Source organism: Paenibacillus chitinolyticus, assembly GCF_045038035.1.
Classification (GTDB): Bacteria; Bacillota; Bacilli; order Paenibacillales; family NBRC-103111; genus Paenibacillus_F; species Paenibacillus_F chitinolyticus_A.
Genome location: NZ_CP173427.1, coordinates 898,225 through 923,067 on the forward strand (window position 1 = coordinate 898,225; position 24,843 = coordinate 923,067).

At 53.9% G+C, this 24,843-nt stretch carries 22 protein-coding genes; 18 read left to right on the forward strand and 4 right to left on the reverse strand.

Annotation, left to right across the window (positions count from 1 at the left end; all coding sequences use genetic code 11):
• Window positions 1-7: 7 nt before the first annotated feature.
• The 10 genes from ACI48J_RS04020 (at window position 8) to opuFB (ending at window position 9,179) form a co-directional block, all read left to right on the forward strand.
• Window positions 8-208, forward strand: a complete 201-nt coding sequence (locus tag ACI48J_RS04020; RefSeq protein WP_405081803.1) for a hypothetical protein — start codon at window positions 8-10, stop codon at window positions 206-208.
• An 11-nt stretch (window positions 209-219) separates the two neighbouring features.
• Window positions 220-516, forward strand: coding sequence for a spore coat protein (locus ACI48J_RS04025; RefSeq protein WP_405081805.1), 297 nt, complete (start codon window positions 220-222; stop codon window positions 514-516).
• A gap of 353 nt (window positions 517-869) precedes the next feature.
• Window positions 870-1,742 (forward strand): alpha/beta fold hydrolase, encoded by an 873-nt coding sequence (locus ACI48J_RS04030; RefSeq protein ID WP_405081806.1) that lies wholly within the window; start codon window positions 870-872, stop codon window positions 1,740-1,742.
• Window positions 1,743-1,822: 80 nt separating this feature from the next.
• Complete coding sequence (locus ACI48J_RS04035) at window positions 1,823-2,380, forward strand: DUF1273 domain-containing protein (RefSeq protein WP_217561720.1); 558 nt, start codon at window positions 1,823-1,825, stop codon at window positions 2,378-2,380.
• Between the two features lie 240 nt (window positions 2,381-2,620).
• Window positions 2,621-3,676: a fatty acid desaturase gene (locus tag ACI48J_RS04040; protein ID WP_326052565.1), complete on the forward strand. Its 1,056-nt coding sequence runs from the start codon at window positions 2,621-2,623 to the stop codon at window positions 3,674-3,676.
• A gap of 65 nt (window positions 3,677-3,741) precedes the next feature.
• The gene (locus tag ACI48J_RS04045) at window positions 3,742-4,878 is read left to right on the forward strand and encodes a sensor histidine kinase (protein WP_405081808.1); all 1,137 of its coding nucleotides are present in this window, start codon (window positions 3,742-3,744) and stop codon (window positions 4,876-4,878) included.
• Window positions 4,875-5,474: a response regulator transcription factor gene (locus tag ACI48J_RS04050; protein ID WP_103997010.1), complete on the forward strand. Its 600-nt coding sequence runs from the start codon at window positions 4,875-4,877 to the stop codon at window positions 5,472-5,474. Before ACI48J_RS04045 ends, ACI48J_RS04050 begins: the two co-directional genes overlap by 4 nt.
• 416 nt (window positions 5,475-5,890) lie before the next feature.
• Complete coding sequence (locus ACI48J_RS04055; protein WP_405081810.1) at window positions 5,891-6,367, forward strand: DUF523 domain-containing protein; 477 nt, start codon at window positions 5,891-5,893, stop codon at window positions 6,365-6,367.
• A gap of 332 nt (window positions 6,368-6,699) precedes the next feature.
• Entirely contained in the window at window positions 6,700-7,662 is a 963-nt protein-coding gene (locus tag ACI48J_RS04060) for an ABC transporter ATP-binding protein (RefSeq protein WP_405081812.1), read from the forward strand.
• Window positions 7,659-9,179: an osmoprotectant update ABC transporter permease/substrate-binding subunit OpuFB gene (gene opuFB / locus ACI48J_RS04065; RefSeq protein WP_405081813.1), complete on the forward strand. Its 1,521-nt coding sequence runs from the start codon at window positions 7,659-7,661 to the stop codon at window positions 9,177-9,179. The genes ACI48J_RS04060 and opuFB overlap by 4 nt, the downstream gene beginning before the upstream one ends.
• Before the next feature lie 142 nt (window positions 9,180-9,321).
• On the opposite strand, the gene ACI48J_RS04070 is transcribed toward opuFB, so the two are convergent.
• Window positions 9,322-9,879: a DJ-1/PfpI family protein gene (locus tag ACI48J_RS04070; protein WP_405081815.1), complete on the reverse strand. Its 558-nt coding sequence runs from the start codon at window positions 9,877-9,879 to the stop codon at window positions 9,322-9,324.
• A gap of 222 nt (window positions 9,880-10,101) precedes the next feature.
• Between ACI48J_RS04070 and ACI48J_RS04075 the strand changes: the two genes are divergently transcribed.
• The 4 genes from ACI48J_RS04075 (at window position 10,102) to speD (ending at window position 14,122) form a co-directional block, all read left to right on the forward strand.
• Entirely contained in the window at window positions 10,102-11,289 is a 1,188-nt protein-coding gene (locus ACI48J_RS04075) for a GyrI-like domain-containing protein (protein ID WP_405081816.1), read from the forward strand.
• 27 nt (window positions 11,290-11,316) lie between these two features.
• A complete protein-coding gene (locus ACI48J_RS04080) occupies window positions 11,317-11,895 on the forward strand; it encodes a GNAT family N-acetyltransferase (RefSeq protein WP_405081818.1) in 579 nt (192 codons plus the stop codon).
• Between the two features lie 157 nt (window positions 11,896-12,052).
• Window positions 12,053-13,111, forward strand: a complete 1,059-nt coding sequence (locus ACI48J_RS04085) for a site-2 protease family protein (RefSeq protein ID WP_405081820.1) — start codon at window positions 12,053-12,055, stop codon at window positions 13,109-13,111.
• Between the two features lie 162 nt (window positions 13,112-13,273).
• Window positions 13,274-14,122, forward strand: coding sequence for an adenosylmethionine decarboxylase (gene speD / locus ACI48J_RS04090; protein ID WP_405083179.1), 849 nt, complete (start codon window positions 13,274-13,276; stop codon window positions 14,120-14,122).
• Window positions 14,123-14,424: 302 nt separating this feature from the next.
• On the opposite strand, the gene ACI48J_RS04095 is transcribed toward speD, so the two are convergent.
• Window positions 14,425-15,147, reverse strand: a complete 723-nt coding sequence (locus ACI48J_RS04095) for a DsbA family oxidoreductase (protein ID WP_405081822.1) — start codon at window positions 15,145-15,147, stop codon at window positions 14,425-14,427.
• A gap of 407 nt (window positions 15,148-15,554) precedes the next feature.
• Here ACI48J_RS04095 and ACI48J_RS04100 point away from each other — a divergent pair, with 407 nt between their 5' ends.
• Together ACI48J_RS04100 and ACI48J_RS04105 are read left to right on the forward strand one after the other, a co-directional pair.
• Window positions 15,555-16,673: an NADH-dependent flavin oxidoreductase gene (locus ACI48J_RS04100; RefSeq protein ID WP_405081823.1), complete on the forward strand. Its 1,119-nt coding sequence runs from the start codon at window positions 15,555-15,557 to the stop codon at window positions 16,671-16,673.
• 311 nt (window positions 16,674-16,984) lie between these two features.
• A complete protein-coding gene (locus ACI48J_RS04105) occupies window positions 16,985-18,214 on the forward strand; it encodes a hypothetical protein (protein ID WP_405081825.1) in 1,230 nt (409 codons plus the stop codon).
• A 360-nt stretch (window positions 18,215-18,574) separates the two neighbouring features.
• Here ACI48J_RS04105 and ACI48J_RS04110 read toward each other — a convergent pair whose 3' ends face one another.
• Together ACI48J_RS04110 and ACI48J_RS04115 are read right to left on the reverse strand one after the other, a co-directional pair.
• Window positions 18,575-19,405 (reverse strand): 1,4-dihydroxy-6-naphthoate synthase, encoded by an 831-nt coding sequence (locus ACI48J_RS04110; protein ID WP_405081826.1) that lies wholly within the window; start codon window positions 19,403-19,405, stop codon window positions 18,575-18,577.
• The gene (locus ACI48J_RS04115; RefSeq protein ID WP_405083180.1) at window positions 19,402-20,103 is read right to left on the reverse strand and encodes a futalosine hydrolase; all 702 of its coding nucleotides are present in this window, start codon (window positions 20,101-20,103) and stop codon (window positions 19,402-19,404) included. Before ACI48J_RS04115 ends, ACI48J_RS04110 begins: the two co-directional genes overlap by 4 nt.
• Window positions 20,104-20,365: 262 nt before the next feature.
• Between ACI48J_RS04115 and ACI48J_RS04120 the strand changes: the two genes are divergently transcribed.
• Both ACI48J_RS04120 and ACI48J_RS04125 read left to right on the forward strand, forming a co-directional pair.
• Window positions 20,366-23,905, forward strand: coding sequence for a PAS domain S-box protein (locus ACI48J_RS04120; protein WP_405081828.1), 3,540 nt, complete (start codon window positions 20,366-20,368; stop codon window positions 23,903-23,905).
• On the forward strand, window positions 23,898-24,566 hold the full coding sequence (locus ACI48J_RS04125; protein ID WP_326054648.1) for a response regulator transcription factor: 669 nt from the start codon (window positions 23,898-23,900) through the stop codon (window positions 24,564-24,566). The genes ACI48J_RS04120 and ACI48J_RS04125 overlap by 8 nt, the downstream gene beginning before the upstream one ends.
• Window positions 24,567-24,843 lie beyond the last annotated feature (277 nt).

Here is a 24,843-nt window from a genome sequence, read left to right on the forward strand (position 1 = left end):
AATCCGAATGAATTCCAATTACGCTTTGCATGAAATGCTGGAGGTTCATGAAATGGCTGCGTTCAAGACGGTTTGCACGACCAAATCCAAAACCATGCAAGCTCTGGTAACCGACCCGGAGCTCATGCAAATTTTGCAGCAAGACGTGCAATTATCACAGCAGCAGCTTCGGGAGCTCGGTGGAGTGCTGACTAAAGTGACCCTATAGGAGATAAAAACATGAACACAATATTAGAACACATGACAGGGCTTCATACGCTGACCGATGACGTGATCGCAATGGATTTATTGATGAACGCCAAGAGTGGAGTCAGAAACTACGCTATGGCCGTGACCGAATGTGCCACCCCCGAAATCAAGCAAATTTTGATGAAACAGCTCGACGAAGCCATAGACTCCCATGAAAAGATAACAATCTACATGATGCAGCGGGGCCTATACCATCCCTACCATATTCCAGAGCAAATTCAGCTCGATCTGAAAAACATTGAGACCGCTATGAACATTCCGTCCTGACACCGTATTTCGTCCCGGCAAAACGCGCAAAACCACAAGGGTTTAGGCGCGTTTTTGTTTTTAGCCGGAGACTTCAGAGAACAAAATGTTCCCCGTGTCAAGAATTCAACAATAAGGGCGGATACGCTCCGGACTTATTGCGGACATGCCGGAAGGGTTCCCGCTGCCCTATTTCCATCCCGATATATTTACAGTATCAGGGATATGCATTATGATGAACGTAACGTTACGAAACATTAAAAATAACCTGTATTACCGGAGGAGCCTGTCATCAAGGGTTAACTGTGTCTGCGCACGGTTGCCGTTGGTGGCGGGTTCTTTTTCTTATTTCAATAGTCGGAGGCGGGATGCTCATGAATACCATTTATCACAGTGACCAAGGGAAAAATATATTGCTCAACAGCTACGAGCATTCCCTATCGCTCCTTCAAACCGAGCCGAAACGGACCTGCGTCCAAACGCGCTTTGGTTTAACGCATGTTCTGGAAATGGGCTCGTCCGAGTCGAAGCCCCTAATGATTTTGCAAGGGGGGAACTGTATTAACCCGATGACGCTGGCCTGGTTTCAACCTTTGTTTGAGGAATACCGAATTATTGCCCCTGATACAATTGGGCACCCGGGCTTAAGCGACGAGACGCGAATATCGGCTCAAGATGACAGCTTTGCATACTGGATAGCGGATCTATTGCGGCATTTTGATCTTAAAAAATGTGCGTTTATCGGTCCCTCGTACGGGGGCGGAATTATTTTGCGTTTGGCTGCCTGTATGCCGGAACGGATCGCCTGTGCGGTTCTCGTAAACCCGGCAGGAATAAAAACGGGGCCCAAAATGCCAATGATTCGCAAAGTACTGCTTCCGCTGCTCGACTTTAAGCTGCTTTCTTCGTCCAGAGCGCTGCGCCGGATAGCCGATGCCTTATCGTTAGGGTCCATGAGTGAAGCGGATATGCGAATACTCGGGGAGATCTTTCAATATGTCAGGCTTGAACGAAACATGCCTAAGCTCGTGGAGAAAGAAGAGCTAGAGGATTATTCCGCGCCTACCCTGGTTTTGGCGAGCAAGCGTGATATCTTCTTCCCCGGTGAAGAAGTTGTGCGCCGGGCAAGAGAGGTCGTTCCTAACCTGGCCTCAACCGGCATTTATAATTGCGGGCACTTTCCGACGACGGAAGAAAAGAAAAAAATGAATGACGATATCCGGCGATTTTTATACCAATTCTATTAAGGACGGGTGACCCGGCCATCCGCCGTTTCGTGTATATTGGAAGATGTACGTTATCACCCGCACCGAAGGAGTGTCCGCAGTTGAAAAACCTTCTCGTGACCGGTTACCGGGCGCATGAGCTGAACATTTTTAACGAAAAGCACGAAGGCATCGAGTATATTAAAAAAGCGATCGCGGGCCGGCTTGTCCCGCTCATCGAAGACGGGCTGGAATGGGTCATCACGCCGGGGCAGTACGGGGTGGATCTGTGGGCGTGCGAAGTCGTGATCGGACTCAAGAAGGAGTATCCGCAGTTGAAGCTTTCGATTCTGACCGCCTACGCCAACCCGGAAGAGAAGTGGAAGGAAGACAAGCAGGAGTTTTACCGCGGCATCCTTAAGGATGTGGATTTCTACGGAGCCGTCAGCAAGCAGCCGTATGCCGGCGTGTGGCAGCTGCAGGCCCGGGACGATCTTCTCCTGCGCAAAACGGACGGCCTTCTTCTTTTTTATGACGAAGAAGCGGGCGAGGGGAGTCCCCGTTTTATGAAAGAGCGGGCCCTGAAGAAACAGAACGAAGACGGATACGCCGTCATGATCATCACGCCCGAAGAGGTTCAGGACATAGCGGACGAAGAAAACCGGGCGGATTTTTACTGACGCCGGTCCCGTCATGCCGGCCTTCCCGGCTCTAACCTTGCGGAATCCGCGTTTATCCCTTGCGAGCAGCCGTTTCGGTTCATTCCCGCCGCATTTTTTCCTCCGCCCTATATGACATTTATCATGTGCCCTCATGACGTTTATGACTACTGCGCGAAAGCGGTTCTCCTTATAATAGGGGTAGAATAGCGCGCTGACGCCAGGGATTTAACCCCGCGTCAGAACGAGGAGGACACACGAATGTCTCAGTCGAAAGTTATGAATTTGAAAAAAGATGTCGCCCCCTATGAAAAAACCGATACAAAATCCAGTATCCGGCAGGTTTTCAACACGATTGTGCCTCTCCTCCTGCTGTGGTATGCGGCTTACGCAAGTCTTGCCGTCTCCTACTGGCTCACGCTTCCTCTGGCTTTACTCACAGCCGGGTTTGTCATCCGGACGTTCATCATATTTCACGACTGCTGTCATCAGTCTTTCTTTAAAAGCCGCCGGGCGAACGATATCCTCGGCACCATTACCGGCGTTCTCACGCTGTGTCCGTACGAGCAGTGGAAGTACAGCCACTCCGTGCATCACGCCACCAGCAGCAATCTCGACAAGCGCGGCACCGGAGACATGTGGGTGCTGACTGTGGAAGAGTACGCCGCGTCTCCCTGGTTCCGCAAGGTCGCTTACCGCATCTACCGCAATCCGCTGGTCATGTTCGGCCTCGGGCCGATTGCCGTCTTCCTGATCCAGTACCGTTTCAACCGGAAGAAAGCGAAGCGCAAGGAACGCATCAATACGTATGTAATCAACATTTCCATCGTGCTGCTGTACGCGCTGATGTGCTGGCTGATCGGCTGGCAGGCATTCGTGCTCGTGCAGGCGCCGGTCTTCTTCGTCTCGGGACTGCTGGGCATCTGGCTCTTCTATGTGCAGCACCAGTTCGAAGATTCCTACTTTGAGAAGGAAGACGAGTGGAGCTACGTGAAAGCGGCCGTTGACGGCAGCTCTTACTACCAGCTTCCGAAAGTTTTGCAGTGGATCACAGGCAACATCGGCTACCATCATGTTCACCATCTGAGCCCGAGAGTGCCGAACTATAACCTGGAAAAAGCGCACAATTCCACGCTCCCTCTGCAAAAAGCGACGACCATTACGCTTCGCACGAGCCTGCAGTCTCTCCGATTCCGTCTGTGGGACGAAAAAGGCAAGACGTTTGTAAGCTTTAAAGATGTCAAACATGTGCTCCGCAGGCCGGGAGCCGCAAGCGATGTCCTGAAAAATCCGAAACCGGGTTTCCAGGGCGAATAGTCCCAAACTTAACGGTTTATGCTAAAATGGATGTAAAACGGCGCCGCGGAAAAGGTGAAGAGACCATGCAGAATTGGATTCGAATTTTTCAGAAAAACACCGGTCTCAGTCCTTATGTGTGGGTGGTCTTTTACATCCTTCCTTTTTATTTCATATTCAGTTCGGGTTCCACCCTCAAGAACGTCTTCGGCATCGGCATGATCATCGTGTTTTTCTGCTGCTATGTGCTGTCCGTCGTATCGAAGGGGTGGCTTGTGTATTTCTGGACGAGCGTGCAGATCGTCGTTTCGATCGCGATGACACTGCTGTTCGGGTATGTGTATTTCTCGCTGTTTCTCGCTTTTTTTATCGGGAATATCCAGAACAAGATCGGCTTCTTCACCTTCTATACCATTCATCTGGTAAGTACGATCGCTACGATCAATTTCGGGTTTGTCACGCAAAATCCGATTTTCATTACACAGCTGCCATTTGTGCTGATCTCCCTGATCGGGGTGATTCTGCTTCCGGTCAATACGTATACGAAGAACAAACGGGATAAGCTGCAGGAGCAGCTGGAGGACGCGAACAAGCGGATTGACGAGCTGGTCAAGCTGGAGGAGCGCCAGCGGATCGCCCGGGACCTGCATGATACGCTGGGGCAGAAGCTTTCCCTTATCGGGCTCAAGAGCGATCTGGCGGGCAAGCTCATCGCCAAGAATCCGAACCAGGCGCGGGCCGAGATTAACGATGTGCGGCAGACGGCGCGCAGCGCGCTGAAAGAAGTGCGCGAAATGGTAACCAACATGCGCAGTACGCGGGTTGCCGAGGAAATGTTCCGGGTCAAGCAGATTCTGAAGGCGGCGCAGATTTCGTTCAAGCTGGAAGGCGACCCGAAGCAGATTGATACTTCGCTGATGTCGGAGAACGTCGTCAGCATGTGTCTCAAAGAGGCCGTGACCAACGTGGTCAAACACAGCGGTGCGACGGCCTGCACGATCGTGATCGAACCGTCGCGGACGGACCTCGTCGTCAAGGTGAAGGACAACGGGAACGGCCGGGCGGAGCAGTTCGATTATTTCCGCGGGAACGGGCTGCGGGGGATGAAAGAACGTCTGGAATTTATTAACGGCACGCTGGAAATTCTCTCCGACGGAGGGACCACGGTCGTCATTAAAATTCCGATTGTTTTGAAACAACCGGCAAAGGAGGCGGGGAAATGATTCGCATTGTGATCGCCGAGGACCAGCGGATGCTGCTGGGCGCGCTAGCTTCCCTGCTTAATCTGGAAGAAGATATGACCGTTGTCGGCGTCGCGGGCAACGGCGAAGACGCGCTGAAGCTCGTGCAGGAGCACAAGCCGGACGTCTGCATCATGGACATCGAGATGCCGGCGAAGAGCGGGCTGGATGCGGCCGAAGAGCTGAAAGGCTCCGGCTGCAAGGTCATCATCCTGACGACGTTCGCTCGCTCCGGCTATTTCGAGCGCGCGATGAAGGCCGGCGTGAACGGCTACCTGCTCAAGGACAGCCCCAGCGAAGAGCTGGCGGATTCCATCCGCAGCGTAATGGCGGGACGCAGGCTCTACGCCTCGGAGCTGGTGGACGAAGCCTACAGCGAGGAGAATCCCCTGACGGAGCGGGAGAAAGAAGTGCTGCTTCTCATCGCCGACGGCAAGAATACGAAGGAGATCGCCAGCCAGATGTACATTACGACCGGGACGGTCCGCAATTACATCTCGGTGATCCTCGACAAGCTGGACGTGAGCAACCGGATCGAAGCCATCACCCGCTTCAAGGAGAAGGGCTGGTTCAAATAAACCGGGACGGGCCCAAACCTGAGCCCGGAAGCGCTCATCCCCTGCCATAACTTCCTTTCCGTAAACGTGTGCCTTATGAGAATGGCGCCGGTGCCGCGGAAAGGTTTTTTTGCTTTGCGAAACGCGGAAAGCGGAAATAAAGGCTCGGGCGGCCTTCGGAGGAGACGGCCCGAGCCTTTTGCTAATCGGGTTAACTACCGGCAAACGGCAGCTTAGACCGGCTGGACAAGGAAGCGGGGACCGCGGGCGCATCAGGCGGGGAGCAGCCGCATTGCGTTACCCCGTCACCCGGGGAAGCGGCACGGCCGCGGTCAACCGCACAAAGGCCTGCCAGTGTATTGTTGCCAGACAAAACCGGCGGTGCTACACTTTCCGTAGAGGTTTACAAACTTTACGGATAAAGGATGTCAGTCTAAATGATACTTGTCAGTTCTTGCTTGGCCGGACTGGAATGCCGGTATAACGCGACACACAGTCTGGTGGAGAAGATTTCCGAATTAGTCGGCGAAGGCAAGGCCATGATGGTCTGTCCGGAGCTGCTTGGCGGGTTTTCGACTCCGCGCGAACCGGCTGAAATTACCGGAGGTACGGGCGAGGACGTGCTTGCCGGCGGAGCGAAGGTGGTCGACCGATCCGGGAACGATGTAACCGGGCTTTACACGAGCGGAGCTTTTAAAACACTGGAGCTTGCCCGCAAGGTCGGCGCGACCGTAGTCGTGCTCAAAGAAAACAGCCCTTCCTGCGGCAGCCGGGCCATTTACAACGGGTCTTTTAACGGAACCAAAATTTCCGGCGAGGGAGTGACGGCGGCTTTGCTCCGCAAAGAAGGCTTCAAAGTGATCTCGGAGGACGAGCTGCTGGAGCACGGCCTGTCGGAATACGTGTCTGTTTAAGACAGGGAGAGTGTAGAAGCGGCACCAGCAGCGGTCGCTTCACATTTAGGGGCCTGACTGACTGCAGCGGCGCGATGCTTGTACCGGATGTTCGAGCGCGGATCAGGCGGGACCGGACGAATCTATCCTTACAACCTGATTATTTGGAAAGCTTACGCGGGCAAAGACGTGAAGTCTTGCCTGCATGCCGAATAACCTCTTCTCAAAACCTGGACGGGCCTCTATGCCTATCAAGGTTTTTTTCGCAGATTCATTTTTTGCCCGTAAGGCTATTATAAAGAGAGATAGGTACACAGGGGCCAATAAAAGTCAGTGGCGCAGAGGAGAAAATTATGATCCGTTTCGAGAACGTCTCTAAACGTTACGCGGACGATACGGTAGCCGTAAACGATCTGAATCTGGAAATCAACGAAGGGGAATTTTTCGTATTTATCGGGCCCAGCGGGTGCGGGAAAACGACGACGCTGAAAATGATCAACCGGCTTATCCCGCTCTCCGGGGGAACGCTGTGGATCAACGGGCGCAAAGTGAGCGAATACGACATCCACGAGCTTCGCTGGAACATCGGCTATGTGCTTCAGCAGATCGCGCTGTTTCCGCATATGACGATCGAAGAGAATATCGCCATCGTGCCGGAAATGCGCAAATGGGACCGCGCGAAAATACGCGCCCGCGTGGACGAGCTGCTCGATATGGTGGGGCTCGAGCCTAAGACCTACCGCTCCCGCAAGCCGAAGGAGCTGTCCGGCGGACAGCAGCAGCGGGTGGGAGTCGTCCGCGCCTTGGCCGCGGACCCGCAGATCGTGCTGATGGACGAACCGTTCAGCGCGCTGGACCCGCTCAGCCGGGAGAGGCTGCAGAACGAGCTGCTGGAGCTCCAGCAGCGGATCAAGAAGACGATCGTGTTCGTCACGCACGATATGCAGGAAGCGATGAAGCTGGGTGACCGGATCTGCCTTATGAACGAAGGCGAGATCGTCCAGCTGGACACCCCGCAGGGGTTTTTACAAAATCCCGCCAGCGCGTTCGTGGAACAGTTCGTCGGCGGGCAGAAGGGGCTCTTCGGCAGCCGGTTGACGCTGGAAGATGTGCTGCTGGAAATCGGCCCGTCCGATTTCCCGACCCGTCCCGCGGCTATCGCCAAGGCGGAAGTGCCGCTGGAAGCGGCCCTGCAGCTGCTTGCCGATGAAGAGGTGCTCGCCGTCGAGAAGGCGGGCGTGGTCGTGGGCTCCGTCTCGCGGCAAGCGCTGCTGAAGTTCATGGCCGGGCGGCTGAAGGAGGGGGCGCGGACATGAATACGCTGGCCGAGGTTTTCCGCGAGAGGCAGTCCCAGCTTCTCGGCGCCGTGACGGACCATATCGTGCTGTCCGTTATCGCCTTGTTTTTCGCCGTCCTCATTTCGGTTCCGCTCGGCATTTACCTCACCCGGAAGACCCGCGGAGCGGAAGGGATTATCGGCATCGCGGCCGTCTTGCAGACGATTCCGTCGCTGGCGCTGCTCGGCATGCTTATTCCGCTGTTCGGAATCGGGCGGGTGCCGGCGGTAATCGCGCTCGTCATCTACGCGCTGCTTCCCATTCTCCGCAACACGTATACGGGGATCAAAGAGGTGGACGCCTCGCTGATCGAAGCGTCCAAAGCGATGGGGATGAACAGCCGCAGGCGCCTGTTCAAAGTGGAGCTGCCGCTCGCGCTTCCCGTCATTCTGGCCGGCATCCGCACGGCCACCGTGCTCATCATCAGCACGGCGACGCTGGCCGCCCTCATCGGAGCGGGAGGTCTTGGAGATCTCATCCTGCTCGGCATCGACCGGAACGATTCGGCGCTCATCGTTCTTGGCGCGGTTCCGGCGGCGCTTCTGGCCATTTTGTTCGACCTGCTGCTGAGGGCGTTCGAGCGCATGTCGTTCCGGCGCTTCGTGCCGGCAGCCGGAGCTGCCGTCCTGGCTGTGCTTCTTCTGCTGCTGGTCCCGTATTTCACGGGCGGGAAGGCCAAGAATCTCGTGATCGCGGGCAAGCTCGGCTCCGAGCCGGAGATTCTCATCCAGATGTACAAGCAGCTCATCGAGCAGGACACGGATTTGAAGGTTGAACTTAAGCCGGGCTTAGGGAAAACGTCGTTTGTTTTCAACGCGCTGAAGGCCGGCGAAATCGACATTTACCCGGAGTTTACGGGAACCGCCATCTCCGAGTTTCTGAAGGAAACACCGGTCAGCACCGACAGCGGGCAGGTGTACGAACAGGCGAAAGCCGGCATGCTGAGTAAATTCGGCATGGAAATGCTGACGCCGATGGCGTACAACAACACCTATGCGCTGGCGGTGCCCGCACAGCTTGCGGAAGAGCGCGGGCTGAAGAACATTTCCGATCTGCAAAACGTTCGGCAGACGATTAAGCCCGGCTTTACGCTGGAATTTGCCGACCGCGAAGACGGGTACCGGGGCATTCAGAAGCTGTACGGTCTCCAGTTCGCGGACGTCAAAAAGATGGAGCCCAAAATCCGCTATCAGGCCGTACAGTCCGGCGATATCAATCTAGTGGACGCGTACTCCACCGACAGTGAACTGAAGCAGTATAAGCTGACGATGCTGGAGGACGACAAGCATTTGTTCCCGCCGTATCAGGGCGCGCCCGTGCTGCGAACGAAGACGCTGGAAGAGCATCCTGAACTGCGTGGAGTCCTGGACAAGCTGGGCGGGAAGATCAGCGACGACGAGATGCGTGAAATGAACTACAAGGTGAACGTTCAGGGAGCGTCGGCGGAACAGACCGCGAAGGATTATTTGACGCGGGCGGGTCTGCTGGGGAAATAAGCGGAGGGTTGCCGAATCGACGCTGCTTTTCGTCCGCCTTCTATGTGAATGGACTTGATTACGTAAAAGACCTGCCGGGGGCTGAAGCTTCGGCAGGTCTTTTTTATATCGTATAAATGATAAGGGATGTTAATAAGTCCGGTCAGCTTTTCACGAGCTTCAGAAATTCACGCATAAAACCAGGCAGATCCGGCCAGGCATGCCCGGAGACGAGGTTTCCGTCCACGTGCAGCGTTTCTTCCGTGTAGTTCGCCCCGAGGCTCTCCACATCGAACCGGCAGGCAGTGTAGGCGGTCAGGGTGCGGCCCTCGAAATATTTGTTGTTTTTTAGAGACGCAAGTACGAGAGCGGCATGACAGATAGCCCCGACCGGCTTGCCTTCTTCGAAGAAGTGGCCCACGATGCGGGGAATGTTCGGATCCAGCCGGATATATTCGGGCGCACGGCCGCCGGGGATGATCAGAGCGTCGAACTCGGCCGGATTGACCTCATCGAATGAAACGTGGGATTCGAGAAGGTAACCGGGCTTCTCCGTGTAGGTGTCCCAGCCCTCGAAGTCGTGGATGACGGTTTTAAGCACTTTCTGCTGGGGAGACGCGAGAACCGCTTCATAGCCCTCTTCCAGTACGCGATAGTACGGATAATACACCTCTAAAGCTTCGACTGCATCGCCTGTAATGATCAAGATCTTCTTGGACATTGGATCACTCCTACAAGGATTTTAGGCTTGGAACACCCATATCCATATTTTGCATCGGGGGCAACTATCTGTAAAGAGGGCAGACTTCGGTTCTTGCAGGATCGGCGGCAAACCACGTGAGAATGCCGTCAAGCAAACCTCCCCGCAGGCGTGATAAACTATATTTAATACGGGGGTTAATACTGCCGGTCGGCGCCCGCTGCGGAGCTTCCGCTCTCTCTGTTGAGGCGCATCGATCCGATTGCGCCTAACGAAACGGAGGCGCTTATTCTGACGGGCAGTACTGCGGATGCCTCTGCGCAGGACGGCAGGACCGCCTCTGAGAGCATGAGGCGGCTTAAAGGGATGACGGGCGGAGCGGGCATCGTCGTAACCTGCGGCGGTCAGGGCAGGGAGAGCATCCGGCCTGACCGCCGCCCCCCGCACCGAGACTGCACGGTCCGAACCGGCCGTGCTAAGATTCCGCCCGAAAGGACGAAGCATACCATGAAGCATGAATATGCCGACCGCATCGGCAAAGTGATCGCCTACATCGAGGAAAACAGCTCGCGCAAACTCGATCTGGACACGCTGGCGGGCGTATCGAACTTTTCCAAATATCATTTCTCCCGCATTTTTGCCGCTGTGACAGGCGCAACTCCGGCCGCTTACGTGACCCGCAACCGTCTGGAGAACGCCGTCCGGCTTCTGAAGGATACCGACAAGACGGTGCTGGATATCGCGCATTCCTGCGGGTTTGAATCTTTATCGACTTTTAACGGCGTGTTCAAAAGGCGGTACGGGAAATCTCCGAGTGAACTCCGCAAAGAACTCCAAGACCGCAATTTTTCGTTAGGAGATCGCAAGAAGCGGGAAGAGGCCTCCTCCTCTCACGAGTATGATGAAAGTGCCGGTAACGTAAACCACTTTCTGAGGAGGATTTGGAGTATGAATGTGACGCTGAAAGAACTGCCGGATTTGGAAGTCGCCTTCGTTCGGCATACGGGAAGCTACCTGGATACGGGGCGGGCCTGGGAGAAGCTGGGGAGCTGGGCCGGCCGGAACGGACTCACCCCGGAGCGCCAGCAGTTCATCGGGATTTCGCTGGACGACCCGTCTCTCGTGGACGAATTTGCCTGCCGCTACGATGCCTGCGTCACGCTGCCGCCCGATTTCGAGCGGGAAGGCCATACCGAGGTGAGCTTCAAAAAGCTGGAGGGCGGCCTGTACGGCCGGTACGCTTTTTACGATACCGTGGACAAGCTGGCCCTCGCTTACGCAAACTTGTACGGTAACTGGCTGCCGGAAAGCGGGTACGAAGCGGACGACAGGTACGGCTTGGAGTTCTGTATGAACGACCCGTTCCGGGACCCGGAAGGCAAAGCGAAGGTGGATCTGTATATTCCCGTCCGGCCCAAAGATGAACGATGAACTTATTCCGCTGTAAGAAGGTGTGACATGAACATTCAAACTGTATTTGCGCAGCTTCCGGTTCTGGAATCCTCCAGGGTGGTGCTGAAAAAAATCGGAGAAGACAACCTCGGCGAGGTCTTCGTCATATACGACAACGAGGAAGTATTCCGGCACTGCGGCATTATCCCCAAGCATAACAAAGAGACGGTCCGTTCGATGATCGGCCATTTCGAGAGAGATTTCGGCAAAAAATCAAGAATCAAATGGGGGATCTTCCGGAAGGAGGACGGCAGGCTGACGGGAATCGCGGAAGCTTTCGATTTCAACCAGAAAGTCGATAGGGTGACGATCGGCTATTTCCTGGCGGAAGATTACTGGGGCATGGGAATCGCCACCGAAGCCGTCCGGCTGCTGACCGCCTATCTGTTTACGGAAGCGGAGGTAAACCGGATTCAGGCCGAGGTGATGCCGGCGAACGATGCTTCCAAGAAGGTGCTGATCAAGAACGGCTTCCGCAAAGAAGGAACGCTTCGGCAGGCCGCATTATGGCCGGGCAAAGGAATTGTCGATCTGGAAATCTACGCGATTTTAAAGGAAGACTACGACGCGGCACCGGATAAATAGAAGGATTCCGGCATGTCAGGCACATTCGTTCAGGCGGATGTGCCTCTTTGTGTTTTTAACTTTTTATTTTATGAGGTAAAATAAACCTGACACAACTTTTTAACAAAACGGCGGGAAGCGTTGGCACAAGCTCTGCCGGTCTTCAAAGGAGAGAGAAATGAAGGGAAAAGTAAAGTTTTTAATCGGCTGTTTAGTTGTTCTTGCGGCAATTGCCGTTGCGAGCCCCGGCATGGCTCTGAATATCGTCGTTTTCTTCCTGTCCTTCGTAGCCGCGGGCGGAGCCGCCCTTTTTGTGCACGAATTGGGTCATGTTCTGGGAGCGTTTATTACGGGCAGAAAAGTAATCAAATTCAGTTTGGGGCCCATTACCCTGTCCATTCCGCAGAAAAAGATCATTTTTTCTTGGAAGAACTTTTATTATGTCGGCAATGTGCTGGTGGATGTGGCCGATTTCAAGGATGAAGCTTCTTATGAGCGAAATAACAAGAAACAGTCGGTCATTTTCATTCTCGGGCCTGTTATGAGCCTGGTAACGGGTATCCTGGCCTTGACGCTGCTTAAAAACAGCTTCGACTATCTGGTCGTGACGCTGTTCGGTATTTTATCGCTGGCGATGGGCCTGGGTACATTGATCTTCTCGGACGGCAGGCTTGCCAAAACGATTGCCGATCCGTACGAATCGCTTTATTATTACTGGAATATTTTATTTACCATTCCGAATGTTAAGGAAGAGAGCCTCAAATTTCTGCTGCTGAAGTCGGAAACGTATCTGTTCGATAAATACATCGGCAACAAGAAGGGAATCACGGAGAAGTTTACAGATCTGTTTGTGCTGTATTATTCGAAATATTTCAGCCAGGTGATCGGCAGAGAACGAATCAATGCCATTGATTTTATGCCGTTTCTGATGGATGCTCTCCGCGATGAAGCCGGGAAAAGACATAACAAAATGATCGTTTCCCATATTTTATGCGAGGAAGCGATGGGCTGGAGTCTGGCGGGCAGGCAGGAGGAAGCGGAATCCTTGTACGCTTTTGTCCAGGAGCATGGGGTTACGGAGCCGATCACCCGGCTTAAAGTCGAATCCGTCCTCAAACGATCCGTGGAGCTCGGCCGTGAATATGCGGCACAACGCAAAGCGCTTGTGCAGAACAACGTGTTTGATTATTACGAAGAAAAATGGTTAAAGGAACGCGGGCTTCCCGGTTTTAAGTAAGACCGGATAAAGCGCGTGTCGGAGGCTGCCCGCAAGGGTGGTCTTTTTGTAGTTGCGGAGGGGCGGCGCCTCCCTTTTTTCGACATGTTTTTTATTGGGCGGAGTGGGTAAAAATAAAAAGAGTCTTTTTTTAACCTGAATGAGGATAGGGGGAAATCAATGATGGCACTGACACCCGAGCAGCGGATCACCCTCCATGGCTTTAATAACCTTACAAAGTCATTGAGTTTTAATATGTACGATATTTGTTACACCCGTACCCGGGAAGAGCGGAAGGCGTATCTCGAATATATCGACGAGCAGTACAATGCGGAGAGGCTGACGAAAATTTTGAATACCGTGTCCGACATCATCGGCGCCCACGTCCTGAATATCGCCAAGCAGGATTATGAGCCCCAGGGCTCCAGCGTTACGATGCTCGTATCGGAAGGACCGGTCGATACCGCACCCACGGAATCGTTCGAGGAATCACCGGGTCCCCTGCCGGAAGCCGTTGTGGCTCATCTCGATAAAAGCCACATCACGGTCCATACGTATCCGGAATATCACCCTGATGAAGGTATTTCCACGTTCCGTGCGGATATCGACGTCTCCACTTGCGGCGAAATTTCTCCGCTAAAGGCGCTGAACTATATGATCCATTCGTTCGACACGGATATCTTTACGATGGATTACCGGGTCCGCGGCTTTACGCGGGACATTAACGGCCATAAATTGTTTATCGACCACGAAATCAGCTCCATCCAGAACTATATTCCGCAGTCCATCAAGGATAAGTATCATATGATCGACGTGAACGTATACCAGGAAAATATTTTCCACACGAAATGTAAACTGCGTGAATTCGATCTTAACAACTATTTGTTCGGCTACACGAAGGACAAGCTGACTGCCGAGGAGCAGGAGGAAATAACGGAAAGCCTAACGCTGGAGATGGACGAAATCTTCTACGGCAAAAATATTTATTCCGCTACGCTTGAGGATGAAGAAGGCGCGGCGGGTGAAGTCTGACGCATAAGCCGAGAAAGCGGGACACGGGGCAGCGGACGGGATGAAAAAACAGGACACCGGACGTTACGTGTCTTTGATGTGAGGTTGTTGCCCGCGCGCAGAGCATCGGGTTTTGACTTCGCATAAGGGCGGTCTACCGCAGACGGGTGTTGTTCTCGCTGTGCCGGCAGCAGCCAGGGTCATGCCGGCAGCGCCGGCCGCTGAACACCGACTGCGGAACACCGACTGCGGAGCGCCGACTGCGGGACACAAACAAAGGCCGTCCATTGCCGGACGGCCTTTCGTTGAAAAGCGGGAGAAGGTTACTTATCCCGCGCGGGAGGCGTACACACGCCGTCGGCACAGGCTCCGTCAGCCGCGCCGCTTTCGTCGCCCAAAATCGTGAGAGGCTTGGATTCGCCGTACGCTTTCTCCAGAGCCTGCACGAAAACTTCAACGGGCTGGGCGCCCGAAATGCCGTATTTGCGGTCGATCACGAAGAACGGAACGCCGGTTATGCCCAGCTCGGCGCCTTCCTGCTCGTCGGCGCGCACTTCGCTAGCATACAGGTCGCCCGCAAGCATTTGCTCGGCCGCGGCCTTGTCGAGTCCCACTTCCTCGGCAAGGGAAGCCAGTACGGCACGATCACCGAGATGAAGAGAATCCGTGAAATAGGCTTTCAGCAGCCGTTCGGTCATCTCGTGCATTTTGCCGTGGGCGTTCGCGAAATGAGCCAGACGGTGCGCGTCGAATGTGTTCGTCAGGACGATTGTGTCCATGCGGTAGGTGAGTCCGACGGATTCCGCTTGCGCAACCACATTGGCATTCATGGTTTTGGCCTGCTCGACGCTCATCCCGTATTTCTTGGAAAGCATCACATGGACGCTGTGGCCGATATCCCGGGGAGAGTTCGGGTCCAACTCGAAACTGCGGTACACCACTTCAAGCTCGCTCTTGCGGGGAAATTGTTCAAGCGCCTGCTCGAACCGGCGTTTGCCGATATAACAGAACGGACACGCAAAATCGGACCAGATTTCAATTTTCATAGTAGGAAAACCTCCAAATTTCTATCTCGAACCGTTTGCACGGAGCAAACAGGGAGCGGGTGATGGTTCATCTTGTAATCATTATAGTTACAGTTTGTCCGGAAAGCAAGAGGGGCGAATACAGGTAAGAAAAACAGCAAAGCCAAGCAGGCTGTAAAAAAATCCGTGAAGGGAAAATAAGGATCACTTTTTGATAAATCCAAGAGAAACAGGCGGAATAGACCGAAAAAGAGAGGCGGCTGCAAAAATAAGCGGGATGAGGCCCCTTGACAACGCCAACTGTTACTAATAAAATAACAGACATTGCCGGGTATAACAATTCCTTGGCTTTCCGATATATGTACAAAAGAAATAGAGAAAGCTAACCCTGTAGAATTTGTTTGAATATAGAGGAGGAAAAAAACCAGATGAACAGCAAATTCAAGCCTTTATTCGAGAGGTTCTCTCTCTCCAGCGGTGTGGAGCTGGATAATCGCATCGTGATGGCTCCGATGACAAATTTTTCGTCCCACGAGGACGGAACCGTCTCGGATGCCGAAATCGCCTACTATGAGCGCAGATCCAATGGAGCGGGTCTCGTCATTACGGCTTGCACGTACGTAACGCCTAACGGCAAAGGGTTTCCCGGCGAGTTTGCCGGAGACCGCGATGAGATGATTCCGAGCCTGGCCCGTCTCGCTTCGGCCATCAAGGGGCAGGGCGCCAAAGCCATCCTGCAAATTTTCCACGGCGGCCGGAGCTGTCCGCCGGAGCTGGTGCCGAACGGCGAGATCGTAAGCGCAAGCGCCGTGGCGGAAGAGAAGGAAGGCAGCATCGTGCCCAGAGCGCTGACGGATGCCGAGATCGAAGGCATTATCCGCGACTTCGGGGAAGCGACCCGCCGCGCCATCGAAGCGGGCTACGACGGCGTGGAGATTCACGGAGCGAACGGCTATCTCATTCAGCAGTTCTTCTCTCCTCATTCCAACCGCCGCGACGACCGCTGGGGCGGAGACGTGAACAAGCGCATGACTTTCCCGCTTGCCGTCGTGGATGAAGTGAAGCGTGTCGCGGCGGAGCATGCGAAACAGCCGTTCGCCGTAGGCTACCGCTTCTCGCCGGAGGAACCCGAGACTCCCGGAATCTCCATGGACGATTCCATTCAGCTCGTAAATACGCTGGCCGACAAGGGTTTGGATTATATCCACGTGTCCCTGATGGATTTCTGGTCGGCTCCGAGAACGCTGGACGATAACCGTCCGCGGATCGAGATCATCCTCGAAACCGTCGGCGGCAGAACGCCCGTGATGGGCGTAGGCTCTATCCATACGGCGGACGACGCTTTGAAAGCTTTGGAGTCCGGTGTGCCTCTGGTCGCTCTAGGCCGCGAACTGATCGTGGAACCGGACTGGGTCGGCAAAGTCGCGGACGGACGCGAGTCGGAGATCAAGACGACGCTGACCAAAGACGATCAGGAGCGTCTGGTCATTCCCGATCCTTTGTGGAACGCGATCATAAACACACCGGGCTGGTTCCCTGTGGTTTAAACATTCCGCTTTCGAAAACACCTTCAAGATATGGAACCTGTGACGGGACATATCTGAAGGTGTTTTTTGTGCATTTATAAAGGTTAAAAAGTGTGATCTCTCGGGCATTGTAAATAGAGCAATTGAAAAATGGAAAATTTAGCGATAAAATGCAGATGGTAATATTTCTATTTTTATCATTGTTAACTAAATTTTACATCAAGGAGGGGACTCTGGATAATTTTATTCAATGTTGATTTTAAATAAATGCTACATTTTAATAAAAATATTATTTTTCGAAGTTTAACTTCTTTACAGGTAGGGAAAGTTCTATGAAAAGAATGATGGTTGTGATCAAGATCTTGATATTATTTTTAATCGTGACCGGCTGCAGTTACATATCCCCAGAGAAAAAAAGCTTTATCGACAAATGGGAGGAGGACATCCGCTACTTGGCCCGTGAGTTACCTTCGAAGCACGTTGATGCTTTTTCCAGAATTACTCAGGGTCAGTTCAATAATAAAATTAGTGACCTTCTGGCCCAAGTTCCCCGGCTTAATGAACAGCAGATTAAGGTCAAACTGCTTGAGCTTGTAGCCGATATCGGGGATGGGCACACTTATTTACAGTTTCCGGTTCAAGAGTCGCTTCCTTTTTCTTTGCTGCAATTTTCAGACGGTATCTATGTTGTCGGCGCAGATCCTTCGTACAGTTCCGTTCTTGGAAAAAAACTAATCCAAATAAATGGAACTCCCATTGACAGAGTGAAAGACAAGTATCGCTCGATTATTTCTCACGATAATGAATATTCAGTGGCAGCTCGATTTCCTGATTACCTAAAAAATGTGGATTTTCTATACGGTCTGAATTTTGCGAAGCCGGGACAAACGATATCGTTTAGGTTCGCAGACAATAATGGAGTTACTAATGAGATTAAGACAAGCGGGACGAAAGAAAATAATCGTTCCATAACGCTGAACACCGCTTCTGTACCGTTGTTTATGCAAAATAGCTCGGAAAATTATTGGTTTGCTTCTCTTCCGGAAAAGAAGGCTATCTACATCAAGTATAATCAATGTTTGGAGATGGCAGATAAGCCCGTAAACGATTTTATCCAAGACATTTTGGACCAAATAACCCAACATCCGACGAATAAGCTAATCATCGATTTTAGATACAACGGGGGAGGGAGGTCCGGTTTGTTAAATGGCTTGATTGATCCTATCGACAAGTTAAATAAAACGGGGTCTTTGAAAACATATCTATTTATTAATAACGCATCGGCTTCGGCTGCCGTCAGTGATGCCCTTACATTTAAGAACGAACTCGGAGGTATCCTTATCGGACAACCGACCTCTTCCAAGCCGGATATGTTCGGGAATGTCCAGACATTCACTTTGCCAAACTCAAAAACGGTCGTTTATTACTCCACGAAAAAGTTTATTCTAATCGGCAATAAAAAAATCGATTCTCTTTATCCGGATATTGATATAGATTGGACCATGCAGGACTTTCTTGAGGGAAAGGACACCGACATGGACTACGTTTTTATGAATGACTAGAAAGCAAGAAGAGCATCAGGACCGTATAAGTTGAGAAAAAAATTTACAAAATCTTCTCGTTGAGCGGAGACCAGCCGCACGTGTGTGAAGGTTTAGGAAGCGATCCAACGTAAAAAAGCCTGCGCTTTCGCGAAGGCTTTTTTTGCGTTGGATCGTTTTAGTGAATGGATAGGAAAATCAATTCGGAAGAGAAACCAAGCCCTGCCGCTAAAGTGGGCAGGTTTTGTCGTTCATATCGCCGAGTCGATCACCGAGCTGGCGGGATGCGTTTTAAATGGGAAAGCCGTGCGTTTAAAATCCGGCCTTCCGAAACAAGCGCGGGCGTTGCACGGCAGCAACGGCATGAACACTCTGGCCCCGTTACCCGCGAAGCATCTTTAGATCGAACTCGGGCACCAGCCCTTCCTTCGCGGCTCGTCCGAGCAGCGCTTCGACCGCTCCGTAGCCGTCTTCGCCGAGATCCGCCGTGAACGAATTCACGTACAAGTCGATATGCGCTTTGGCGACCTCGGGAGACATTTCCTGCGCATGCCGGAGCACGTAAGCCTGAGACGCTTCCGGATGAGCCCACGCGTACTCCACGGAAGAGCGGACCCATCCCGCCAACGCCTCCAGATCCATCGAACGCTTCGCGATGATGGCGCCGAGCGGAATCGGGAGTCCCGTGTCGGACTCCCACCAGCTGCCGAGATCGGCCAGCAGGCTGAGACCGTAGGACGGGTAAGTGAAGCGCGCCTCGTGAATGACGAGGCCCGCGTCGATCTTCCCGTCCCGCACGGCCGGCATGATCTCGTGGAAAGGCATCACGACGATCTCGCCGACGCCGCCCGGAACCTGTTGGGCGGCCCACAGCCGGAACAGCAGGTACGCGGTCGAGCGTTCGCTCGGGACGGCTACGTGCTTGCCGGAGAGGGACGCCGGATCGGCGGAGTCCCGGGACAGCACGAGCGGTCCGCAGCCTCTGCCGAGAGCGCCGCCGCAAGGGAGCAGGGCGTAGTCCGAAAGGACCCAGGGCAGCGCGGCGTAAGAGATTTTCATCACTTCGGGACCGCCGGGTCCGGCGGCCAGACTGTTGGTAATATCGATGTCGGCATACAGGACATCGAGCTCGGGTGCGCCCGGGACGAGCCCGTGCACCCAGGCGTGAAAGACGAACGTGTCGTTCGGACACGGGGAAAACGCGATTTTCATAACAGCACCTCCGGTAAGACTGAACTGGCTTTCTCCAGCATGGCGAGCGCTTCGGGAATTCGCCATGCCGCTTTGTTGCGCGGCCCCACCGCGTTGGAGACCGAACGGAGCTCCAGGCACGGGATGCCGAGGGCGAGGGCGGCGCTTGCCGCGCCGAAGCCTTCCATGCCCTCGGCGGCGGCGCCGGGCACCCGCCCGGCAAGCTCCAGGGCATGCTCCGCCGTGCCGGTCACGGTGGAGACCGTAAGCACAGGACCTGTGCTTACGGGCAGCCCGGCGGCCGCCAGAGCCTCGGCGACGCGGCCGGCAAGCGCCGCGTCGACGGGCACGCGGGCCGAGCCGAAGCCAAGCTCGTCCAGGCTGAGGAAACCCCCGGGCGTCTCGGCGCCCAGATCGGCCGCGAGAATCTCGCTCGACACGACGAGCGAGCCGACCTCGGCCCGGCCCTCGAAGCCGCCTGCGATTCCGGCGGCTATGACGAGGTCGTATTCGGCGGCGGCGAGCGCCGCCGAGGTGGAGACAGCCGCGGCCACGGGCCCGACGCCCGCGAGCTCCACCCGGAAGCCGGGCGCTCCGGCAAGACCGCGGAGCACGGCGTCCCGCTCGGCTTCTACGGGCGTCATGATCAGGACGCGCTTGATGTGAGGCGTTTCTCCCGCAGGGAGCGGGGAAGAGGCCGAATAAAAATCAGGGCTCATTTGTATGATCTCCTTTAATTGCTGATCCGGATAAGCTATATTATAAACCAATGTTTCGCGGTATAAAAACTTTAGGGCTAAACAAATTTTCTTCCTCGTTAAATTTATCCGCATTCACGTACGGATCGGGAAGGACTGGAACACGCTTTTTCCGAACTAATACCTATCTGAATCCAATTCGTGCCTTTCTTGTCTCATGGCAGCCTCACCTGCCGCGCATCATCCCCGGACTTACTCTTCAACGCATAAAGGAGACATCACCTTGAATGAATTTATCATCGGCGCTGCTGTATGCATCCTTCTTCTGGCCGTCCAAATCCTTCTCATTCTTTACAAAAGAAATCTGGAAAAATGGAAACATCATGAACAGCTCGTCCAAAAATACGGCCTGCTGGTCAATATTATGCATACCGTGGATGTGGGAACCTGGTCGTACGATTATTCGTCCCGGCGTGTTCCTTTTACATCGGAAGCCCTGAACAAGATTACCGGTTACCGGCCCGAATATTTCGCTACCCGGGAAGCCTGGGAAACAATCATCCATCCGGACGATTTTCATCTGTACAGGGCATCGTGCGCTAACGTCAGACAGGGGATTTCCGATTTCAGCGAATACCGGATCGTCCACGCCTGCGGCGATACCCGGTGGGTGCAGGTGCGGATGATTCCGACACTGGATGAAACGAACGGCCGGATACTCCGTCTGGATGGGGTGGTGCTGGACATTATGGCCAGGAAAGCCGCGGAGGAGGCTCTGCAGAGAAGCGAACAGCGCTACCGTTCTCTCTTCGAACATCATTCGGATGTGATTGTCGAGCTGGATCTGCACGGGAAGGCTCTGGATATCAATTCGGCGGCCCTGGAAATTACGGGAAGCCCGCACAATATCGCGAACCCGCTTTCGCTTATCGAATTGTTCGGCGTGGACAGCCTGAAGAGGATGTCGGTGTATTTCGACCAGGTGGTGCAGGGGACGACCCAGACGTTCGAAATGACCTCCTATCATAAAGAGGGCCGCATGTACCACTGGGATATGAAAATGGTGCCCGTATATGTAAACGGCGCGGTTACGGGAGTTTTCGTGCTGTGCAGAGACATTACTTCGAAGAAACGGACAGAGCGGTCGTTACACAACAGCGAGGCCACATACCGTCTGATCGCGGAAAATATGACGGATCTCGTGGCCGTAGTCGGCAGGGACGGAAAGTTCCGCTACGCGTCTCCTTCCTATAAAGCAAGGCTGGGCTTGGACGAATCGACCGCAGCCGGCCTGTCGCTGTACGATATGATGCATCCCGAAGACGGGGAACTGATCCGGCATAAGCTGGAAGGAGTACCGGGATCGGCTTGCGTATGGACGGCGCGCTGCCGGCTTATCCATGCGAACGGCTCCGAGCTGCATTTCGATTGTGTAGCCAATCCTGTCCGGGAAGCCGACGGGAATGTGGAGAGCATCATCATCGTATCCCGGAACATCACGGAGAAAGTGCTGATCGAGCGGGAGCTGATGGAGAGCGAAGAACGGTACAGGCATCTGATCGAGCTGCTGCCCCAGCCCTTGACGATGATCCGCGACGAGCGGTTTATCTACGCGAACCCCGCGGGGCTGGAGCTGTTCGGCGCTGCGCTGCCCTGCGATCTCATCGGCCGGAGCATCTACGAGTTCATGCATCCGGATTATGTGGAGCAGGCCCGGGGCCGCGCGCTTGCGATGGCGCGGGAGAAGTATGCTCCCCCGCTGGAGTACCGAATGGTCCGTACCGACGGGAGCGTCATCGACGTGGAAGTGACGGGCATCTACGACGGGCTGACGCTTTCCTCTCTCCATGTCCATACGGATATCACGGTGCGAAAGCAGATGGAGCAGGCGCTCCGGGACAGCGAAGAACGCTACCGCAGCCTTGTGGAGCTGTCCCCGGTTTCGATCGCGCTTTATAAGGACGGACGGGTCATCTATGCGAATCCCGCCGCGGTGCAGGTGCTGGGCGCGGGAAACGCGGAGGAGATCATAGGCACGACGCCGCAGGACTGGATCCAGCCGGATTCGCTCTTGGAGGGAGAACAGGCCATCCGGGACTCCGGGGCCAGCGTCTCAATCGATCTGGCCATTACCCGGCGCGACGGCAACGTGATCGATATGCTGGCGACGGCAATCTACGACGAGCGCTCGGAAGCGTTCCTCGTTTTCTTCGAGGATATTACGACGCGCAAACAGGCTGAAACCGCCCTGCAGGAAAGCGAGAAGCTGAGCCGCCACCTGGTGGAGCTGTCGCCGATTCCGACGGTTCTGACCCGGGACCACAAATTCGAGTACGTCAATCCGGCGGGCCTGGATTTGTTCGGAGCGGGAACGACCTGCAGCCTGATCGGCCGCTCGATTTACGACACCGTCCACCCGAACTACAGGGACAAGGTGCGCACCCGTCTGAACGCGGTTTACGAGAACAAGGAAGCCACCCGCATCGCCGAGCACAAAATCGTCCGCCTGGACGGCAGGATCATCGATGCCGAAGCGGTATCCATCCCGATCCCGTATGTCGGGAGGGACGCCGCGATGACCGTCATCCGGGATATAAGCGAGCAGAAGAAGGCGGAGAAGGACCGGAATTATGCGGAACAGATTGTCCGCGAGAGCAAGGACCGCTACTATATGCTGCAGACGAGCCTGGACCGTTTCTCCAGCGATTTATTCGGGCTTATGAATGTGCAGGAGCTGGACCGGAGACTTATTCAGGAAATCCGGGAAATGATTTGTACGGAGAAGGTCAGTCTCGTTGAGGTGGACAAGCAAAACAAGATTACGGTCAAAAACGGCAGTTCGGACATTCCCCAGCACGTCTGGGAGGAGATTGTCGAGGGCTGCTCGGACCCGCTGCCCGTCTGTGAAATCATCGACACGCCGGACGGACATCTGATCCGCATCGGAGAAATAAAAGGAAAAAGCTATCTGCTGTGCATCGGGGAAAAGTCCCCTTCTCTCGTATTACAATCCAAAAGGGTGTGGATCAAAACGATTGCCCGCTACGCGAGCGTCCTGTACGACAATTTCAGAGTCATCGAAGATCTGACTCAAGAGCTCCGCGAGCTGGCGACCCGCCATAAGACGCCTTCCTGGCTGACCCGGCTTTTATTCACTTTATCCGAGAATGAAAGCAAGCGTCTTTCCCAGGATCTGCATGACGGCGCTCTGCAAGAGCAGATCATCTGGTACCGCAAGCTTGACGAGCTTTCGGCTGACGCCGAGGTTCCGCCGGGGCTGCGAGAGAAGCTGGCGCAGATTACGCAGGGGCTGCTCGATGTCATTTACCAGATCCGCATCACGTGCAACGAACTGAGACCGCCGATGCTCAAAGAAGAGGGGCTTGTGACTTCTCTGGAGGCTCTGTTCGAATTTACGCAGTTGCGGAGCGACTATTCGATTGTTTTTGATTATACGGGTTTTCACGGCTCTCCGCTCGATGACGATTTGTTGATCGGGTTGTATCGAATTGTACAGGAGCTTTTGGCCAACGCGACGAAACATTCTAACGCAGCGAAAGTTCAATTCAAGTTGTCGGCTCACTCCGACCGGATTCATTTGAGTTATGAGGATAACGGAATCGGTATGAATGTTAGTGGAATGGTGGAGTCCTTTAACAGTATGGGAGTTTACGGCATTAAAGAAAGGGTTCGCAGCATGGATGGCGACGTTGAGTTTTACTCCTCCCCGAACAGTGGGCTCGCCGTTTTCATTAACGTACCGGTGAAACAGAATCAGAAATTCGAAATCAGAAATTGGAGTGTTGGGGATAACCATGATTGAGATCTTATTGGTCGACGACCACCCTTCCGTCATGGAGGGGACGAAAATGCTGCTGGAGCAGGATACCAATATGAAAGTCTCCTTGGCCCATACGGCCAAAGAAGCGATGGAGCTGGCGGTTGCCCAGCATTTTGACGTGATGCTGATCGATCTGCACATGCCTACGATGAACGGGATCGATCTGGCCAAACAAATTCTCAACCTTATTCCGGACGCCGTCATCCTGATCTACACGGGCTTTGAATTCAACAATCATTTTAATTTGATGATTGAAGCCGGGATCGCCGGATTTGTCCTCAAAACGGCAAATAAGGAACAGCTCGTAACGGCTGTACGCTGCGCTCTCAGGGGCGAAGCCGTGCTGCCTTTGTCTCTGGTGAAACAGCTGAGGCGGGGGACGGGCAGCCAGTTTGCGGAACCGGCAAGCGGCAATCCGGAAACGCAGGCGGTCAACTCCAAGGAATACGAGATCTTGAAAGAGATCGCGAGAGGAAGAAGCAACAAGGAAATCGCCGCATCCGTCCTGATGAGCCAGCGCTCCCTGGAGTACTGCTTGACGAACCTGTTTCACAAGCTTAACGTGAAATCACGGATCGAAGCGGCCATGAAAGCGAAACAGCTGGGTTTGCTTTCCGATGAAGATTTTCCGAAAATGGCCTGATAAAAAATTTATCAAATTCGACATGAATCTAACCGTAAACAGTCGTTTTACGGTTTTTTTGTCTATTTATTACCATTAATCCGACAGGTATTTACAAGTTTCCGCAATATTTTTGCGGGTTCCCGCAAAGTTTTTTCGGTTACCACCGCTCTATTGCGGTTTATGATTAAAATATCTTCTAGGTCTTTTAACCCATGTCGGATTGCTCAGATTTTTAACGCTCCCGAAAAGGAGAATGCGAATTTGCGGGTAAATACCTGCCTCTAACCACGGGCGT

What these genes read in the sequence shown, in the direction of transcription:
- ACI48J_RS04040 (WP_326052565.1), top strand. Translation starts at nt 2,621, where the DNA reads ATGTCTCAGTCGAAAGTTATGAATTTGAAAAAAGATGTCGCCCCCTAT.
- ACI48J_RS04085 (WP_405081820.1), top strand. Translation starts at nt 12,053, where the DNA reads ATGAAGGGAAAAGTAAAGTTTTTAATCGGCTGTTTAGTTGTTCTTGCG.
- ACI48J_RS04115 (WP_405083180.1), bottom strand. Translation starts at nt 20,103, where the DNA reads ATGAGCCCTGATTTTTATTCGGCCTCTTCCCCGCTCCCTGCGGGAGAA.
- ACI48J_RS04110 (WP_405081826.1), bottom strand. Translation starts at nt 19,405, where the DNA reads ATGAAAATCGCGTTTTCCCCGTGTCCGAACGACACGTTCGTCTTTCAC.
- speD (WP_405083179.1), top strand. Translation starts at nt 13,274, where the DNA reads ATGGCACTGACACCCGAGCAGCGGATCACCCTCCATGGCTTTAATAAC.
- ACI48J_RS04050 (WP_103997010.1), top strand. Translation starts at nt 4,875, where the DNA reads ATGATTCGCATTGTGATCGCCGAGGACCAGCGGATGCTGCTGGGCGCG.
- ACI48J_RS04020 (WP_405081803.1), top strand. Translation starts at nt 8, where the DNA reads ATGAATTCCAATTACGCTTTGCATGAAATGCTGGAGGTTCATGAAATG.
- ACI48J_RS04100 (WP_405081823.1), top strand. Translation starts at nt 15,555, where the DNA reads ATGAACAGCAAATTCAAGCCTTTATTCGAGAGGTTCTCTCTCTCCAGC.
- ACI48J_RS04105 (WP_405081825.1), top strand. Translation starts at nt 16,985, where the DNA reads ATGAAAAGAATGATGGTTGTGATCAAGATCTTGATATTATTTTTAATC.
- opuFB (WP_405081813.1), top strand. Translation starts at nt 7,659, where the DNA reads ATGAATACGCTGGCCGAGGTTTTCCGCGAGAGGCAGTCCCAGCTTCTC.
- ACI48J_RS04095 (WP_405081822.1), bottom strand. Translation starts at nt 15,147, where the DNA reads ATGAAAATTGAAATCTGGTCCGATTTTGCGTGTCCGTTCTGTTATATC.
- ACI48J_RS04045 (WP_405081808.1), top strand. Translation starts at nt 3,742, where the DNA reads ATGCAGAATTGGATTCGAATTTTTCAGAAAAACACCGGTCTCAGTCCT.
- ACI48J_RS04125 (WP_326054648.1), top strand. Translation starts at nt 23,898, where the DNA reads ATGATTGAGATCTTATTGGTCGACGACCACCCTTCCGTCATGGAGGGG.
- ACI48J_RS04060 (WP_405081812.1), top strand. Translation starts at nt 6,700, where the DNA reads ATGATCCGTTTCGAGAACGTCTCTAAACGTTACGCGGACGATACGGTA.
- ACI48J_RS04055 (WP_405081810.1), top strand. Translation starts at nt 5,891, where the DNA reads ATGATACTTGTCAGTTCTTGCTTGGCCGGACTGGAATGCCGGTATAAC.
- ACI48J_RS04025 (WP_405081805.1), top strand. Translation starts at nt 220, where the DNA reads ATGAACACAATATTAGAACACATGACAGGGCTTCATACGCTGACCGAT.
- ACI48J_RS04030 (WP_405081806.1), top strand. Translation starts at nt 870, where the DNA reads ATGAATACCATTTATCACAGTGACCAAGGGAAAAATATATTGCTCAAC.
- ACI48J_RS04080 (WP_405081818.1), top strand. Translation starts at nt 11,317, where the DNA reads ATGAACATTCAAACTGTATTTGCGCAGCTTCCGGTTCTGGAATCCTCC.
- ACI48J_RS04070 (WP_405081815.1), bottom strand. Translation starts at nt 9,879, where the DNA reads ATGTCCAAGAAGATCTTGATCATTACAGGCGATGCAGTCGAAGCTTTA.